This window comes from Klebsiella sp. CN_Kp088 (assembly GCF_040064335.1).
Taxonomy (GTDB): domain Bacteria; phylum Pseudomonadota; class Gammaproteobacteria; order Enterobacterales; family Enterobacteriaceae; genus Klebsiella; species Klebsiella aerogenes.
This window is the reverse complement of the sequence record NZ_JBEAIQ010000027.1, coordinates 58,252-74,954: the sequence shown is the minus strand read 5'-3', so window position 1 is coordinate 74,954 and position 16,703 is coordinate 58,252. Positions and strand designations below refer to the sequence as shown.

17 protein-coding genes and 1 other RNA gene are annotated in these 16,703 nt (G+C 57.4%); 4 read left to right on the top strand and 14 right to left on the bottom strand.

The genetic code is table 11. The features are described 5' to 3' along the window. Positions 1-17 precede the first annotated feature (17 nt). The 6 genes from gcvH to ABLV08_RS17170 form a co-directional block, all read right to left on the bottom strand. Positions 18-407, bottom strand: coding sequence for a glycine cleavage system protein GcvH (gene gcvH / locus ABLV08_RS17195; protein ID WP_015369780.1), 390 nt, complete (start codon positions 405-407; stop codon positions 18-20). Between the two features lie 24 nt (positions 408-431). Next, positions 432-1,526, bottom strand: coding sequence for a glycine cleavage system aminomethyltransferase GcvT (gcvT, locus tag ABLV08_RS17190; protein WP_020077972.1), 1,095 nt, complete (start codon positions 1,524-1,526; stop codon positions 432-434). A gap of 422 nt (positions 1,527-1,948) precedes the next feature. After that, positions 1,949-3,151: an FAD-dependent 2-octaprenylphenol hydroxylase gene (ubiI, locus tag ABLV08_RS17185; protein WP_171824719.1), complete on the bottom strand. Its 1,203-nt coding sequence runs from the start codon at positions 3,149-3,151 to the stop codon at positions 1,949-1,951. A gap of 10 nt (positions 3,152-3,161) precedes the next feature. Beyond that, positions 3,162-4,340 carry a 2-octaprenyl-6-methoxyphenyl hydroxylase gene (ubiH, locus tag ABLV08_RS17180; protein ID WP_348856071.1) on the bottom strand — a complete coding sequence of 393 codons (1,179 nt, stop codon included), beginning with the start codon at positions 4,338-4,340 and terminating at the stop codon, positions 3,162-3,164. Next, complete coding sequence (gene pepP, locus ABLV08_RS17175; RefSeq protein WP_020077969.1) at positions 4,337-5,653, bottom strand: Xaa-Pro aminopeptidase; 1,317 nt, start codon at positions 5,651-5,653, stop codon at positions 4,337-4,339. Before pepP ends, ubiH begins: the two co-directional genes overlap by 4 nt. 25 nt (positions 5,654-5,678) lie before the next feature. Further along, positions 5,679-6,257, bottom strand: coding sequence for a YecA family protein (locus ABLV08_RS17170; protein WP_015703432.1), 579 nt, complete (start codon positions 6,255-6,257; stop codon positions 5,679-5,681). A gap of 166 nt (positions 6,258-6,423) precedes the next feature. Between ABLV08_RS17170 and zapA the strand changes: the two genes are divergently transcribed. The 3 genes from zapA (at position 6,424) to ABLV08_RS17155 (ending at position 7,674) form a co-directional block, all read left to right on the top strand. Further along, positions 6,424-6,753 (top strand): cell division protein ZapA, encoded by a 330-nt coding sequence (zapA, locus tag ABLV08_RS17165; RefSeq protein WP_004205298.1) that lies wholly within the window; start codon positions 6,424-6,426, stop codon positions 6,751-6,753. A gap of 41 nt (positions 6,754-6,794) precedes the next feature. After that, positions 6,795-6,978, top strand: a non-coding RNA gene (ssrS, locus tag ABLV08_RS17160) — 6S RNA. 99 nt (positions 6,979-7,077) lie between these two features. After that, a complete protein-coding gene (locus tag ABLV08_RS17155) occupies positions 7,078-7,674 on the top strand; it encodes a 5-formyltetrahydrofolate cyclo-ligase (RefSeq protein ID WP_045414353.1) in 597 nt (198 codons plus the stop codon). 86 nt (positions 7,675-7,760) lie between these two features. Here the strand turns inward: ABLV08_RS17155 and serA are convergent, their stop codons facing one another. Together serA and rpiA are read right to left on the bottom strand one after the other, a co-directional pair. After that, on the bottom strand, positions 7,761-8,993 hold the full coding sequence (serA, locus tag ABLV08_RS17150) for a phosphoglycerate dehydrogenase (RefSeq protein WP_015369774.1): 1,233 nt from the start codon (positions 8,991-8,993) through the stop codon (positions 7,761-7,763). 268 nt (positions 8,994-9,261) lie between these two features. After that, positions 9,262-9,924 carry a ribose-5-phosphate isomerase RpiA gene (rpiA, locus tag ABLV08_RS17145; RefSeq protein WP_015369772.1) on the bottom strand — a complete coding sequence of 221 codons (663 nt, stop codon included), beginning with the start codon at positions 9,922-9,924 and terminating at the stop codon, positions 9,262-9,264. 167 nt (positions 9,925-10,091) lie between these two features. Between rpiA and argP the strand changes: the two genes are divergently transcribed. Next, positions 10,092-10,985, top strand: a complete 894-nt coding sequence (argP, locus tag ABLV08_RS17140) for a DNA-binding transcriptional regulator ArgP (RefSeq protein ID WP_008806448.1) — start codon at positions 10,092-10,094, stop codon at positions 10,983-10,985. Positions 10,986-11,039: 54 nt separating this feature from the next. Here the strand turns inward: argP and ABLV08_RS17135 are convergent, their stop codons facing one another. The 6 genes from ABLV08_RS17135 to ABLV08_RS17110 all read right to left on the bottom strand — a co-directional run bounded on the left by ABLV08_RS17135 (position 11,040) and on the right by ABLV08_RS17110 (position 16,701). Further along, on the bottom strand, positions 11,040-11,807 hold the full coding sequence (locus ABLV08_RS17135) for an oxidative stress defense protein (RefSeq protein WP_045363611.1): 768 nt from the start codon (positions 11,805-11,807) through the stop codon (positions 11,040-11,042). 85 nt (positions 11,808-11,892) lie between these two features. Then, positions 11,893-12,534 (bottom strand): arginine exporter ArgO, encoded by a 642-nt coding sequence (argO, locus tag ABLV08_RS17130; RefSeq protein WP_015703435.1) that lies wholly within the window; start codon positions 12,532-12,534, stop codon positions 11,893-11,895. Positions 12,535-12,688: 154 nt separating this feature from the next. Then, positions 12,689-13,546 (bottom strand): small-conductance mechanosensitive channel MscS, encoded by an 858-nt coding sequence (locus ABLV08_RS17125; RefSeq protein ID WP_015369769.1) that lies wholly within the window; start codon positions 13,544-13,546, stop codon positions 12,689-12,691. A 129-nt stretch (positions 13,547-13,675) separates the two neighbouring features. After that, positions 13,676-14,608 (bottom strand): HTH-type transcriptional activator AllS, encoded by a 933-nt coding sequence (gene allS, locus ABLV08_RS17120; protein ID WP_348856070.1) that lies wholly within the window; start codon positions 14,606-14,608, stop codon positions 13,676-13,678. Continuing rightward, positions 14,508-15,398 (bottom strand): DUF2877 domain-containing protein, encoded by an 891-nt coding sequence (locus ABLV08_RS17115; protein WP_047055103.1) that lies wholly within the window; start codon positions 15,396-15,398, stop codon positions 14,508-14,510. Before ABLV08_RS17115 ends, allS begins: the two co-directional genes overlap by 101 nt. 40 nt (positions 15,399-15,438) lie before the next feature. Then, positions 15,439-16,701 carry a DUF1116 domain-containing protein gene (locus tag ABLV08_RS17110; RefSeq protein ID WP_348856069.1) on the bottom strand — a complete coding sequence of 421 codons (1,263 nt, stop codon included), beginning with the start codon at positions 16,699-16,701 and terminating at the stop codon, positions 15,439-15,441. Between the last annotated feature and the right edge of the window lie 2 nt (positions 16,702-16,703).

Here is a 16,703-nt window from a genome sequence, read left to right as displayed (position 1 = left end):
CGCCATCCGGCACACATTTATTCGTCTTCTAACAGAGCTTCATACGCGGCGGCATCCAGCAGCGCGGCAACCTGCGCTTCGTCGCTGGCTTTAATTTTGAAGATCCAGCCGTCGGCATACGGGTCGCTGTTGACCAGTTCCGGAGAGTCGTTCAGCTCTTCGTTGACGGCAACGATTTCACCGCTAATCGGCGCGTAGATATCGGAAGCCGCTTTCACGGATTCGGCAACGGCGCAATCGGCGCCCGCTTCAACGGTGGCGCCCACTTCCGGCAGGTCAACGAAAACCATGTCGCCAAGCAACTCCTGCGCGTGCTCGGTGATCCCGACGGTATAGGTGCCGTCCGCTTCTTTACGCAGCCACTCGTGTTCTTTGCTGTATTTCAGTTCTGCTGGTACGTTGCTCATCAATTCATCTCCAAAAAAGGGAAATCACACAATGGCTTTGCCATTGCGTACAAAACCAGGTTTAGTCACTTTTACCGGCATTTCACGGTTACGAATTTGCACCACCGCGGTTTCGCCAATCCCGGCCGGTACGCGAGCCAGCGCGATGCTGTAGCCCAGCGTCGGCGAGAAGGTGCCGCTGGTGATAATGCCTTCTTTTTGATTACCGTCGCTATCGGTAAAACGTACCGGCAGGCCGCCGCGCAGGACGCCTTTCTCGGTCATCACCAGGCCAACCAGCTGCTCGGTGCCTTTTTCGCGCTGCATTTCCAGCGCTTCGCGGCCGATGAAGTTACGATCGGCGGGCTCCCAGGCGATAGTCCAGCCCATGTTCGCCGCCAGCGGCGAGACGCCTTCGTCCATCTCCTGGCCGTAAAGATTCATCCCGGCTTCCAGGCGCAGGGTGTCGCGCGCGCCAAGGCCGCAAGGCTTAACGCCGGCGTCCAGCAGACCGCGCCAGAAATCCGCCGCCTGCTCGTTCGGCATAGCGATTTCATAACCCGCTTCGCCGGTATAACCGGTGGTGGCGATAAACAGGTCGCCGGCCTGTACGCCGAAGAACGGCTTCATGCCTTCCACGGCCTGGCGCTGAGCGTCGGTGAACAGCGTCGCCGCCTTCGCTTTCGCCTGCGGACCCTGCACCGCGATCAGCGACAGATCGTCGCGAACGGTGATTTCAAGACCGTAAGGTTCGGCTTGTTCGGAAATCCAGGCGAGGTCTTTTTCACGAGTGGCGGAGTTAACAACGAGGCGGAAATAATCTTCAGAAAGGAAATAAACAATCAGGTCATCGATGACGCCGGCGGAAGCGGTTAGCATGCCGGTGTAGAGCGCTTTGCCTGGGGTGGTAAGCTTCGCCACATCGTTTGCCAGCAAATAGCGCAAGAACTCTCTGATCCGGCTGCCGTGGAAATCGACGATGGTCATATGCGACACATCGAACATCCCTGCATCGCCGCGCACCGCGTGGTGCTCATCAATCTGGGACCCGTAATGCAGCGGCATCATCCAGCCATGGAAATCCACCATGCGAGCGCCGCACAGCGTGTGTTGTTCATACAACGGAGTCTGTTGAGCCATCTTTTCCTCATCGAATAAAACGGAACCAGCCACGATATTGTCGGCGATTTTGCGCCACGAAATCCGGCGACGGCACCGCTTACGGACACCGACGCAAACGTTCTCTTTTGCCTGAACTTACCACCGAACCCGGTGCTAAACCATAAGGTAAATCAGGACATCACATTAGCTTATGACCAAAGCGCGCAGAAAAGCCTACAGAGTTATTGACTGGAAAAAAGCGATTTGTGCCACATAAAATTAACATAATGAGCAAACCAGTCAGGTGATAATGGTGTTTTATGCGATTTTATGGGCCTAATTTCTTTAACAAAAAAAAGAGCGCATTAATAAAACTAATGCGAAAAAAGAGGTGAAATTAGAATATTTCAAATGAGAGAGAAAACCCGGCACGCAGGCCGGGTAAAAGAAGTGTGACGGGGTTAACGTAACCAGGCGGGGAGATCGTTGAGGCCCATGGCCTGGCGAATCAACTGTGGTTTTACGCCAGGCAGCGAATCGGCCAGTTTGAGCCCCATATCGCGGAGGAGTTTCTTCGCCGGATGGCTGCCGGAAAACATTTCGCGGAACCCCTGCATACCCGCCAGCATCAGCGCGGCGCTGTGCTTGCGGCTGCGCTCATAGCGGCGCAGGTACAAATGCTGACCGATATCTTTACCCTGCGCGTGCAGGCGCTTCAGCTCGTCGATAAGCTCGGCGGCGTCCATAAAGCCAAGGTTCACCCCCTGCCCGGCCAGCGGATGAATAGTGTGGGCGGCATCGCCAACCAGCGCCAGACGATGGGCGGCGAACTGACGCGCGTAGCGTCCGGTCAGCGGGAAAACCTGCCGATCGCTCTCAAGCTGGCAAAGGCCAAGGCGATTATCAAAAGCGATGTTCAGCGCCTGGTTAAACGCGGCTGCATCGGCCTGCTGCATTCGCTGCGCCTCCTCCGGCGACAGCGACCAGACGATCGAGCACAGATGCGGATCGCTAAGCGGCAGGAAGGCCAGAATGCCTTCACCGTGGAACGCCTGACGCGCCACGGCCTGATGCGGCTCGGTGGTTCGTATCGTCGCCACCAGCGCATGATGGCGATAGTCCCAGAAGGTCAGCGGAATATCGGCTTTATTGCGCAGCCACGAATTGGCGCCATCGGCGCCGACCACCAGCCGCGCGGTCAGCATGCTACCGTCCTGCAGGCTCAGAAAAGCTTCGTTTTCGCCCCACGCTACCTGCTGCAGTTGCGCAGGCGCCAGCAGGGTAACGTCAGCACAGCGCTGCGCCTTCTGCCACAGCGCGTGATGCACCACGGCATTTTCAATAATATGGCCCAGATGGCTAAAGCCCATGCTCTGGTCATCGAAGCTAATGCGGCCAAAGCTATCTTTGTCCCACACTTCCATGCCGTGATAGCAGCTGGCGCGCTGGGAGATGATTTCGCTCCAGACGCCCAGCTTATCCAGTAACTTTTCGCTGGCGGCATTAATAGCCGAAACGCGCAGCGCCGGCGGCGCATCGGCGTCAAGAGGCTGCGGCGCCGCTTGTTCCAGCACCGCGACGCGCAGGCCGCTGCCCTGTAAACCACAGGCTACCGCCAGTCCCACCATTCCGCCGCCAACAATGGCAACATCAACACTTTGCACGTTCTACTCCTTAACGGGGAACCCAACCGAGGGTACGCTGCGCCAGCGCATCGCGCGCCGGGGTAAATAATTCCATCGCCATCAGACCGACGTTGCGCCCCGCCACCAGCGGCGCCCAACGGTTGGCAAAGAGATGCACCAGCCCATCGGTCACGCCGATGGTGGCGGCTTTATCATCCGCTCGCCGCGCCTGGTAGCGGCATAGCAGAGAATAATTGCCCGCATCCTCGCCGAGCCCGTGGGCGTCGGCAAGCAGTTCAGCCAGGCTCATCACGTCGCGCAGGCCGAGATTAAAGCCCTGCCCGGCGATCGGGTGCAATGTCTGCGCCGCGTTGCCGACCAGCGCCAGACGGTGCGACACCGAACGGATGGCGGTGGTTAACGCCAGCGGATAAACACTACGCTTACCGGCATGGGTAATGCGCCCCAGCCGCCAGCCAAACGCCTGCTGTAATTGTTGGCAAAAACGTTCGTCAGACCAGCTAAGCACCTCGTCGCGCCGCGACTGCGGATGGCACCACACCAGCGAACAGCGCCCTTGCGACATCGGCAGCATCGCCAGCGGACCGTGCTCGGTAAAGCGCTCGAAGGCGCGGCCTTCGTGCGGCAACGCGGTGCTAACGTTGGCGATAATCGCCAGTTGCTCATAGGGCTGCTGCTGCCAGCTAATGCCGCAGCGCGCGCCCAGCGACGAACGCGAACCATCTGCCGCCACCAGCAGCTTACCGTTGATCGTTTCGCCGCTATCGAGGGTGAGGCTGACGCTGTCCTGGCTGCGGTTGACCGCTTCCACTTTCGCCGGACAGTGCAGGGTGACGCCCGGCGCCTCGCGCAGCAGGCTAAACAGCCGCTGGCCGACATCGTGGAGTTCAACCACCTGCCCCAGCGCCGACAGGCCGTAATCGGCCGCCGCCAGGCTTACAAAACCGGCATGGCCGCGGTCGCTGACGTGTACCCGCTGGATAGGCGTCGCTCGTTTAGCAAGGTTCTGCCAGATACCGATGCGCGCCAGCTGCTGGCAGGTGCCCGCAGCCAGGGCGATCGCCCGATCGTCAAAACCTGGGTGGCGTGACGACGCCGGATCCTGCGCTTCAATCAGATGAACCGGCAGCGCACCGCCGGTCAAACGGGAGATGGCCAGCGCGAGCGTCGCGCCGGTCATCCCGCCGCCGACAATCAGCACGCTCATGACTGGCGCGCCGCCGCCATCAGCGCCTCGATCTCATCCGCCTTCTTCACCACGCTGGCGGTGAGATTTTCGTTGCCATCTTCGGTAATCACGATGTCATCTTCAATACGAATGCCGATGCCGCGATATTGGGCCGGTACGTCGGCGTCGGTGGCGATATACAGCCCCGGCTCGACGGTCAACACCATTCCCGGTTCCAGCACGCGCGAACGGTCGGTGTCGTAATTACCGACATCGTGCACATCCAGACCCAACCAGTGGCTCAGGCCATGCATGAAGTAAGGACGGTGGGCGTTGTTGGCGATAAGCTCGTCAATCTCGCCTTTCAGGATCCCCAGCCGCACCAGGCCGGTAATCATAATGCGCACCACTTCCTGATTAACCTCATAAATGGAGGTACCCGGACGATACAGCTCCAGCGCGGTTTCCAGCGATTCCAGCACGATGTCGTAGATTTCACGCTGCGGTTTAGTGAATTTACCGTTAACCGGGAAGGTGCGGGTGATATCGCCCGCATAGCCGCGGTATTCACAGCCGGCGTCAATCAGCACTAAATCGCCATCACGCAGTTCGGATTCGTTTTCGGTGTAGTGCAGGATGCAGGCGTTTTCGCCGCCGCCAACGATGGTGTTATAAGACGGGAAACGCGCGCCGTGGCGGTTGAATTCGTGGAGAATTTCGCCTTCCAGCTGATATTCGAACATGCCCGGGCGGCATTTTTCCATCGCCCGGGTATGGGCAAGGGCGGAAATTTCACCGGCGCGGCGCATCACTTCCAGCTCTTCCGCGGATTTGAACAGGCGCATTTCATGCACCACAGGCCGCCAGTCGATGACGGAGTTCGGCGCCTGCAGGTTTTGACGTGAACCTTTACGCAGTTTTTCGAGGGCGTTAAACACAATTTCATCGGCATAGGCATATTCGCCCTGGGCAAAATAGATAGCGTCCAGGCCGTTGAGCAGTTGATACAGCTGCTGGTTGATTTCGCTAAACGCCAGCGCGCGATCGACGCCGAGTTTACCCGGCGCGGCATCCTGGCCCAGACGGCGGCCAAACCAGATTTCCGCCGTCAGATCGCGAACGCGGTTAAACAGCACGCTATGATTGTGCGTTTCATCGCTTTTGATCAGCACCAGCAGCGCTTCCGGTTCGTTGAAGCCGGTGAAGTACCAAAAATCGCTGTTCTGCCGGTAGGGATATTCCGAATCTGCGCTGCGTACCGCTTCCGGCGCGGCAAAAATCAGCGCCGCGCTGCCCGGCTGCATCTGCGCCAATAATGCCTGGCGACGAGAAAGAAACTCCTGCTGTGTCATGACGCCCCCTGAATGTCGTTTTTATTTAGTGTAACGTTGGCTTGCGTACTTCCGGTGCGGTTGGCTGCTGGCGCGCGAAGGTATCGTGGCACAGTAACGCGGCGACGCGTACGTACTCAATAATCTCTTCGAGAGACATTTCCAGCTCTTCCTGGTCTTCATCTTCGTCGTAGCCGAGTTGCGCAATGTTACGCAGATCATCGATGGCTTCGCCGGTCTCATCCTTCACTTTATCCAGCTTCGGCTGGGTCACGCCAAGGCCGAGCAGGAAATGGTTTACCCAGCCCGCCAGCGCATCGGCGCGGTCGAAAACGCTGACGTTGTCGCCTTCCGGCATATACAGCTGGAACAGGAAACCATCATCTTCCAGCGAATCGCTGGTGGCGGAATGCATGCTACGCAGCGCCTGGGCCAGTTCATGACCAAAGGCAAGGCCTTCGTTGGTCAGGTCATGCACCAGCGGCTGCCAGCTGCTGTCGGTGTTGCCGCCGCAAAGGATGCCGCTTATCAAACCGTGCATTTCGGCCGGGGTTAATCCCACCCCTTGTTGGTTCAGTAACTGGTCTACATCGTTGTAACCAGGCATTTCGTTCTGTATAGACATGCGCATTCGTCATCGTTGGGAGAAATATTCATGATATGCTACCACTTTGGACCCTGGTGAACCAGAAAAGGGCTTGTATCCCCGCACCAGGGTAGCTATAGTGTCGCCCCTTCGCAGAGCCGGGCTCGGACGTGAAGGCAGCGCAGTCAATCAGCAGGAAGGTGGCATGTCTGCACAACCCGTAGATCTCCAAATTTTTGGCCGTTCACTGCGAGTGAATTGCCCGCCTGAACAAAGGGATGCCCTGAATCAGGCAGCTGAAGACCTTAATCAGCGGTTGCAAGATTTAAAAGAACGCACTAGAGTCACAAATACTGAGCAGCTGGTCTTCATCGCCGCGTTGAACATCAGCTATGAGTTGACTCAGGAAAAAGCGAAGACCCGCGACTACGCCTCCAGTATGGAACAGCGCATTCGCATGCTTCAGCAGACCATCGAACAGGCATTGCTTGAGCAAGGTCGCATAAGCGAAAGACCGGGGTCGAAGTTTGAATAACACTTTGTCGTTAACTGTGTTAGAGTAATCGCAAGAACAAAATTTCTCTGAGATGTTTGCAAGCGGGCCAGTCCCCTGAGCCGATATTTCATACCACAAGAATGTGGCGCTCCACGGTTGGTGAGCATGCTCGGTTCGCCCGAGAAGCCTTAAAACTGTGACGACGCATTCACCTTGAACCAAGGGTTCAAGGGTTACAGCCTGCGGCGGCATCTCGGAGATTCCCTTCTTAAGTTTGCATTATCCCCTCAACGTTGTTTTCGGCCTGTGCCGCCCTGTATTACACTTTCCCGTATCGTTTCGCCTGCTCGTAATGAGACCAGCATGACTATACAGCCCGATATCCCGCTCTCCAGACAGCAAATTCGCCAGCAGATCCGCGAGCGTAGACGCGCGCTTAGCGCCGAACAGCAGCAGCGCTTCGCCCTGCAGGCCGCTGAACGAATGATGGCGTATCCGCCCGTCGTTCTCGCTCATACCGTGGCGCTGTTCCTCTCCTTCGACGGCGAGCTGGACACCCAACCGCTGATCGAGCAATTGTGGCGGGCGGGCAAGCGGGTTTATCTGCCGGTACTGCATCCGTTTAGCCCCGGTAATCTGCTGTTTTTGCATTACCATCCGCAAAGCCAGCTGATTTTCAATCGCCTGAAGATTTACGAACCAAAGCTCGACGTGCGCGACGTCCTGCCGCTGGCCGAGCTCGATGTGCTGATTACCCCACTGGTCGCCTTCGATGCCAGCGGTCAACGCCTGGGGATGGGCGGCGGTTTCTATGATCGTACTTTACAGAACTGGCGGCAGTATCGCCTGCAGCCGGTAGGCTACGCCCACGACTGCCAGCAGGTGGATACGCTGCCGAGCGAACAGTGGGATATACCGCTGCCGGCGGTGATTACGCCAGGTAAAACCTGGCGCTGGTAGAAAGTGATGCGGGTTCGAGAATTGCGCCCGGAAGACATTAAAAAAATACGGGCAGGTATGCGACCTGCCCGTGAGGCAACAACAAATTAGTACAGCAGACGGGCGCGGATGGTGCCCGGGATCGCTTTCATCGCCAGCAGCGCCTGCTGCGCGACGTCGCCATCGGCTTCGATATCAATTACCACATAGCCCATCTGCGGAGTCGTTTGCAGATACTGGGCGGCGATGTTGATGTTCTGCGCGGCGAAAATCTGGTTAAGCGCCGTCAGGATGCCCGGGCGGTTTTCATGAATATGCAGCAGACGGCGACCGCCGTGCAGCGGCAGAGAAACCTCCGGGAAGTTCACCGCCGACAGCGTAGAACCGTTATCGGAATACTTCGCCAGCTTGCCAGCCACTTCCAGACCAATGTTCTCTTGCGCTTCCTGAGTTGAACCGCCGATATGCGGCGTCAGGATCACGTTATCGAATTCGCATAGCGGAGAGTTAAACGGATCGCTGTTGGTCGCCGGCTCCGTCGGGAAGACGTCAATGGCCGCGCCGGCCAGGTGTTTACGCGACAGCGCATCGCACAGCGCCGGGATATCGACCACCGTGCCGCGAGAGGCGTTGATCAGCAGCGCGCCCGGTTTCATCAGCGCCAGCTCTTCCGGCCCCATCATGTTTTTGGTGGAGGCGTTTTCCGGCACGTGCAGGCTAACGACATCGCTCATGTTCAGCAGGTCGGAGAGATGCTGAACCTGCGTGGCGTTGCCCAGCGGCAGTTTGTTTTCGATATCATAAAAATAGACGTGCATCCCCAGTGATTCCGCCAGAATGCCGAGCTGGGTGCCGATATGGCCGTAACCGATAATCCCCAGTTTTTTGCCGCGCGCTTCAAAGCTGCCTACCGCCTGCTTATTCCACACGCCGCGATGCGCCTTGGCGTTAGCTTCCGGCACGCCGCGCAGCATCAGCAGCAGCTCGCCGATGACCAGCTCAGCCACCGAACGGGTGTTCGAGAACGGGGCGTTAAATACCGGGATACCGCGCTTTGCCGCCGCATCCAGATCGACCTGATTGGTGCCGATACAGAAGCAGCCCACCGCCACCAGTTTTTCCGCCGCGGCGAAGATCTCTTCAGTCAGATGAGTACGGGAACGCAGGCCGATAAAATGGGCATCACGGATCGACGCTTTCAGCTCTTCAGTATCCAGCGCGCCTTTGTGAAATTCGATGTTGGTGTAACCTGCCGCACGAAGGTTATCGATTGCTTTCTGATGCACGCCTTCAACGAGCAGAAATTTAATCTTGTCTTTTTCCAGTGATACCTTAGCCATTTCCCCGTCCTGTTTTTATTGGTACTGATGTCGTGCTGAACAAAAACTCTTCCAGCAACATATCAAAAAAAACTATCGCGGCAATATGAACGTTTGCCTCGCCGACCTGAAGAAATATCACGTTGAAGCAAAAGACAGGACAAAACACCAGAAAGAGAATAGATGGCAGATTGTTACTCAGAAAGGTTACGTAAATGTGACACAAGTCACCAAATTAAGGCCATAGAAAAAAATTTAGGGGGAAGCGCGAAACTTCCCCCCGATCGTCTTATTTGTTGACGATGGTTTTCACGCCGTCGGCGGTACCGATCAGCGCCACGTCGGCGCCGCGGTTGGCGAACAACCCGACGGTCACCACGCCCGGAATACCGTTAATGGCGTTTTCCAGCGCGATAGCATCAAGAATTTCCAGGCCGTGTACATCGAGGATCACGTTGCCGTTATCCGTCACCACGCCCTGACGATATTCCGGGCGGCCGCCCAGCTTCACCAGCTGACGCGCGACGGCGCTGCGCGCCATCGGGATCACTTCCACCGGCAGCGGGAAGTTGCCGAGGATATCAACCTGCTTAGAGGCGTCGGCGATGCAGATAAACTTATCGGCAACCGAGGCGATGATCTTTTCGCGGGTCAGCGCCGCTCCGCCGCCTTTGATCATCTGCATGTGGCCGTTAATTTCATCCGCGCCGTCAACGTAGATGCCCAGGCGGTCAACGGAGTTAAGGTCGAATACCGGGATACCGAGGCTTTTCAGCTTCTCGGTGGAGGCGTCGGAGCTGGAGACCGCGCCTTCGATCTGCCCTTTCATGGTTCCCAGCGCATCAATAAAATGCGCCGCCGTGGAGCCGGTGCCGACACCCACAATGGTGCCCGGTTGTACATATTGCAGCGCTGCCCAGCCAACTGCTTTTTTCAGTTCATCCTGCGTCATGATTATCGTCCGAGATGTGAATACTTACCGCGCATTATAGAACATCGACGGATGAAATGTCCCTGCGATGGCGATCACACATCTGAGCAGACCATTTTCGTCTTTATCAAAAACAAATTTATGTCATAGTGCGGGTTAACGAAAAGTTATGGGGGTACGCCAGAATAATGAAACGACCGGACTACAGAACATTACAAGCGCTGGATGCGGTGATTAGGGAACGTGGGTTTGAGCGCGCCGCGCAGAAGCTATGCATTACACAGTCCGCCGTCTCACAGCGTATCAAACAGCTGGAAAACATGTTTGGCCAACCGCTGCTGGTGCGTACCGTACCGCCGCGCCCGACCGAGCAGGGGCAAAAACTGTTGGCTCTGCTGCGCCAGGTTGAGCTGCTGGAAGAAGAGTGGCTGGGCGATGAGCAGACCGGCTCCACGCCGCTGCTGCTGTCGTTGGCGGTCAACGCCGACAGTCTGGCGACCTGGCTGCTGCCGGCGCTGGCCAACGTGCTATCCGACTCCCCTATTCGCCTCAATCTGCAGGTTGAAGATGAAACCCGCACCCAGGAGCGCTTGCGCCGTGGGGAAGTAGTCGGCGCGGTGAGTATTCAGCCGCAGGCGCTGCCAAGCTGCCTGGTCGATCAACTCGGCGCGCTCGATTACCTGTTCGTCGCCTCGAAGGAATTTGCGCAACGCTATTTCCCTAACGGGGTAACGCGTTCTGCGCTGCTGAAAGCGCCGGTGGTCGCCTTCGATCATCTCGACGATATGCATCAGGCGTTCCTGCAGCAAAACTTCGACCTGCCGCCGGGCAGCGTGCCTTGCCATATCGTCAACTCGTCGGAGGCCTTCGTGCAGCTGGCGCGCCAGGGCACCACCTGCTGTATGATCCCGCATCTGCAGATCGAGAAAGAGCTGAAGAGCGGCGAGCTTATCGACCTGACGCCGGGGCTGTTCCAACGCCGGATGCTTTACTGGCACCGTTTTGCGCCGGAAAGCCGCATGATGCGCCGGGTGACCGATGCGCTTATTGATTACGGCCACAAGGTGTTGCGCCAGGATTAAACGGCGGGCATAAAAAAAGCCACTTCACTGAAGTGGCTTTTTTGTCGCTGCGGCTTACTGAGCCGGTTTCGGCGCTTCCGCTGGTTTCACCGGCGCGGCAGGCGCGGCGGCCTGTGCTGGCTGCAGTTCAAAGACCACGTCAACCTGATCATCAAACTGGATGGTCGCCTGCTCGTAGGTTTCCTGCGCGGAGACCGGCGCGGCGTCAGCTGCCTTCATCATGCGAACCATCGGGCTCGGCTGATAGTTGGAAACATGGTAACGCACGCTATAGACCGGACCCAGCTTGCTGTGGAAGCCAGCAGCCAGTTCCTGCGCCTGATGTACCGCATCATCGATAGCCGCTTTACGCGCTTTATCTTTATAGGCGTCAGGTTGCGCAACGCCCAGCGATACGGAACGAATTTCGTTCAGCCCCGCTTTCAGCGCGCCGTCCAGCAGGCCATTCAGCTTATCGAGCTGACGCAGGGTAACTTCAACGGTACGCACCGCGCGATAGCCCTTGAGGATGCTTTTGCCGTTCTGATAGTCGTAATCAGGTTGGGTACGCAGGTTCGCCGAGCTGATATCCTTTTTGGCAATGCCGCTCTTTTCGAGGAAAGAGAGATATTGCGCAACGCGATCGTCAGCCTGTTTTTTTGCCGATGCCGCATCTTTTGCCGCGACGTTAACTTCAATCGCCAGAGTGGCGATATCCGGAACCGCTGCAACGCTTGCTGTGCCTGAAGTCACAATGTGCGGGCCATCCGGCAATTCACTTGCCTGCGCCGCCATAGTGCTGAATCCGAGTGCTGCCGCCAGGGCTAAGACTTTTAACTTCACTGTCGTTTCTCCATCTTGCTTAGGTCGCCCATTTTAAGGACGCATGCCAGCTAGCTTAGCGCTTACGCGCGGAAAGTCCATCGGACTAAGCCTGGTTGATGAGCATCTGTATATGTTGTAAGCCATCTTTTGCCAACTGCAGGGCGATAAACCACATCACCAGCCCGACAAGCACGTTGATGATTCGCTGCGCCCGCGCGGTACGTAAACGCGGCGCCAGCCACGCGGCCAACAGCGCCAGGCCGAAGAACCATAAGAATGACGCGCTAATCGTCCCCAGCGCGAACCAGCGTTTGGGCTCGACCGCCAGCTGGCCGCCAAGACTGCCCAGCACCACGAAAGTATCGAGATACACATGAGGGTTAAGCCAGGTCACCGCCAGCATGGTGACGATGATTTTCCAACGTCCCTGCTTCATCACCTCGGCGCTGGCCAGCTCGAGATTATTGCTCATCGCCGTTTTCAAGGCGCCGAAGCCATACCATAACAAGAAGGCGACGCCGCCCCAGGTGACCAGCGCCAGCAGCCACGGCGACTGCATCAGTAGCGCGCTACCGCCGAAAATTCCGGCGCAGATCAACGCCAGATCGCTAAGCGCGCACAACAGCGCAATCATTAAATGATACTGACGGCGGATCCCCTGATTCATCACGAAAGCGTTTTGCGGCCCGAGCGGCAGGATCATCGCCGCACCCAGCGCAAGCCCTTGAAAGTAATAAGATAGCATCGTTTAATTTTCCGGTTTCATCGTTAATGCCGGAGAATATAGCGCGCCGTCAACATTAGCGGAAATTGATAATTTTAATCATTAATAAGTGAAGCTAATATACAAAGACAAAAAAAGACCGGCAGTGCCGGTCTTGCACCATTGCTGGAAAAAATTACTGCGCTTTTTCCTGCTGATTCACCATATGTACATCCATCTGCGGATACGGGAAGCTGATGCCGTTGGCGTCGAAATCACGCTTAATGCGCTCCAGCACGTCCCAGTAGACGTTTTGCAGGTCGCTGCTTTTGCTCCATACGCGAACCACGAAGTTCACCGAAGAGGCGCCCAGTTCGTTAAGGCGAACGGTCATTTCGCGATCGCGCAGAATGCGGTCGTCGGATTCGATAATCGCGGTCAGCAGTTGTTTCACCTTATCGATATCGGCATCGTAGGAGACGCCGATAATAAACTCATTACGGCGCGCCGGCTCACGGGAGAAGTTAATGATATTGCCAGCGATGATTTTGCCATTCGGCACCACCACGATTTTGCCATCAACAGTACGCAGGGTAGTGGAGAAAATCTGCACGTTCTGCACGGTGCCCGCGATGCCGCCGAGATCGACATATTCACCGGCGCGGAACGGACGGAACATCACCAGCAGCACGCCTGCGGCAAGGTTCGACAACGACCCCTGCAGCGCCAGACCCACGGCCAAACCGGCGGCGCCCAGCACGGCGATCACTGAGGCGGTCTGTACGCCAACGCGGCCCAGGGCGGCAATCAGCGTAAAGGCGATAATCGCATAGCGCACCAGCGCGGAGAGAAAATCGGCGACAGTCGCGTCGATCTTACGCGCCAGCATCAGGCGGTTGACGGTGTTAGAAACGATGCGCGCCACGATCATCCCGATGATCAGGATAACGATAGCGGCAACGATGTTGACGGCATAGCTCAGCAGCAACTCCTGGTTGCGCGCCAGCCAGGTCCCGGCATGGTTGATGCTATCGACAACGTTCAAATCTTCCATTTAGTAATCCTTGGGTCATATCAAAAAAAAGCAAATGAGATCATTCTCACGAAAATGACCTTTTAAAGGTAAACAAAAACCACCGAAGATGCCATTTCTCAATCTGATCCAGTTGAAACTAACGCAGCATTACGCTTGCGCAGGACGATCCACCATCCGCAAAAAACCGCTGACTAATGCCTCTTTGCGCTCGAACGCCCTGGCGATTTCACTGACAACTTTACCGCTGCCGGCATTCTTCCAGGCAACGGAGAGCGGCGAAGGCTGGCGGGGGTTGGCGACCGCACGGGCCACCAGCGCGCCGGACTCCAGGTAAGCGCGACACATCCGCTCCGGCAAAAAGCCGACTCCCAGACCGCTAAGATGGCAGGCCAGCTTGGTGCTGAGATCCGGCACCTTGATCTCTTTTTGCCCATTGAGCAGCCAGGCGACACGACGCGTCAGAGTCCGCGATGTATCTTCAATATTAATTGCCGGATAGCGGCGTAGCGTATCGTCGGAGAGCACCGCCGCGGGATGAGTGGCAAGGGGATGATTCTGCGCCACCACAAACTGCCAGCGAATATCGCCGAGCGGCAATAAAGAGATATTGTTGGACAGGGATTCCGAGCCGGTGACGCCAATCGCCAGCTGGAAATCGTCGTATAGCAAAGAGTCCCAGACCCCCATATAGACCTGGCGGGAAAGCTGAAAGCGGGTAAAGGGAAACTGCTGATGTAGCCAGGTCAGAAGATCCGCGGCGCTCTGCGGCTGATACAGAAGATTATTGATAACGATATTAACCTGTCTTTCGACGCCGGCATTAATCTGCTGGAGTTCATCGGGCATCACGTCGAGCCAGTTCAGCCACTGCCGACAGTGCTCAAGCAGATGTTGCCCGGCCAGCGTCAGGCTTACCGATCGGGTCGTGCGTAAGAAGAGCTGCGTTGCCACCTGCTCTTCCAGCGTTTTGATACGATAACTAATCGCCGCCGGCGTTTTGTGCAGCAGACTGGCCGCGCGGGAGAAACTCCCGGTCTCGGCGACCTGTATAAACGTGCGGATGGTTTCCTGATCGAGCATGCGTTCTCCTTGAATCCACTCTCTGTAACCAGTGCTGCGCGAATGCCATCCCCAGCAGCGTATCAGCCCCAGAAGTATGACCTACCGCCAGCAAACGCTGAATTGCCCGCCTGGGATCGCCTGTCGACCGCAGCCCGCGCATTACCTTAACCACCGGCAGCGAAAACTCGCCGCGCCTGGCGCTATTCAGATAGCTACAGCTTACCGAAGTTGTCAGCGAGGTAAGTTGATCCGCCGGGGGGATAAACGCGTGCAGGCGGTCAGAAAAACCGGCGCCGTACAGCATCGCCAACATCCCGGCGAGCATATCATCGCCGCTGGGGGTTAATCCCGGCCCGTTGCCAATCAGCCATCCCCAGTCCGGGAGATCGCCGTGCCGCCAGCGCTCAAGCTCGCCCATAATAGATGAATAAAGCGGCATATCCGCTAACGGTTGATTGAGCGCAACGCGAAGTCCGCTCTGACATGAATAAGACGAAAGATCGAGAGGAAACGAGTGGCCGACGGGAAAGCGAAGTTTGAGCGTCCGACGCGGACGGATGGCGACTCCCGCCCCCCATAACAAGCGCCCTTGCTTTACCAGCCGCGGAAGATTAGCCAACTGCGCAAACTGGGTGCTGCTAAGCAGAATACCCGTCGGACCCATACCTTTGCCGTAGCGAAACAGCGTCAGCAAAGCCCCATCGGCGTGGACGAAATTAACCGCCTGTGAAAACCGGCTATGACGCTGCCACACGCCATCGGCTAACTGTTCAAGGCCGTTACAGGCCAGCGCATTGAGGGTTTTCATCGGCGTCTCTCCGGGGCGGCAGCGCCGCCCCTCTCTCGAGTCAGGCAGTAATGTGGTGCAGTTCCGCTAACGCTTCCAGCGCTTTCTCAAAGCACAGCAGCGGTGCGCGAACGGTTCCCGCTCCCACCTGGCCTATCCCTGCTTCGCGGTGGGCAATACCGGTATTGATAAACGGCGTGATGCCGGTTTCCACGACCCGACGAACATCCAGCCCCAGGCAGGCGCCTTTGAAATCCCATGATGGGATCTGGAACAGCGGGTTGTTGGCGAGATAGATTTCAGACATCTCTTCCGATGTTTCCAGCGCCGCGCCCATTCCACCAGCGCCGACAAACCGCGTCACGCCCGGTGCGGCGATCATCGCCGCGCCGCCGATCCCCAGCGTTTCGGTAATCGCGCTATCGCCGATGTCAGGGTTAGCATCCGCCTGGCTGTATCCGGTGAAGAACAGCCCCTGCGGCGTATTCACCGGTGCGGTAAACCAGCGATCGCCGGTACCGCTAACACGAATGCCGAACTCGCGGCCATTGCGGGTCATGGCGGTCACCACCGAGCCGGCTTTAATTTCCGCCGCCGCATCCATCACCGCTTTGCTGTAAGCCATCGCCAGGTTGAGGAAGAACTGATCGGTGACGCTGAGGAACTGCAGCACGGCGACAATTTCCGCATTCGGTCGATCCAGACCGGCAATGACCGGCGATAGCGTGCGCAGCAGCAGCGACGAGGCGGCGATATTACGCTGGTGGAACTCATCGCCCATGGTAATCGCCTGCGCCATCATCGCCGTCAGGTCAACGCCGTTTTCCATCCGCGACAGCGCCTCCTGCAGCACCGGCGCGAGCGTGTCGCGCATCCAGCGCAGACGCGTTTGCACATCCTCGCCGTAGGCGCCGAAGCGCATCACTTTACCGATCCCTTCGTTCAGGTTGCAGCAGGATTGGTTGCCATGAACCATATCGCGCACCACCAGCACCGGCATGTTCGCCGAGGTAATCCCCCCCATCGGCCCCACCGCGCCCACGTGGTGACAAGGGATGAATTCCACCTCTCCCTGCTCCAGCATCCGCACGGCTTCTTCTTCGCTCGTCGCCCAGCCTTCAAACAACGAAGCGCCGATACAGGCTCCGCGCATCGGCCCGGTCATCTCTTGCCAGGCGATTGGCGGCCCGGCGTGCAGTAATTTACGTCCAGAAGATAATTCAGCCACCGCCTCTTTCGCAGGGCGGACGGCAACCCAATGCGGGCGCGCGGCTTTAATTCGTTCGATAATGGCTTCGTTAGCCTGTGCAATTGATGAGTACATAT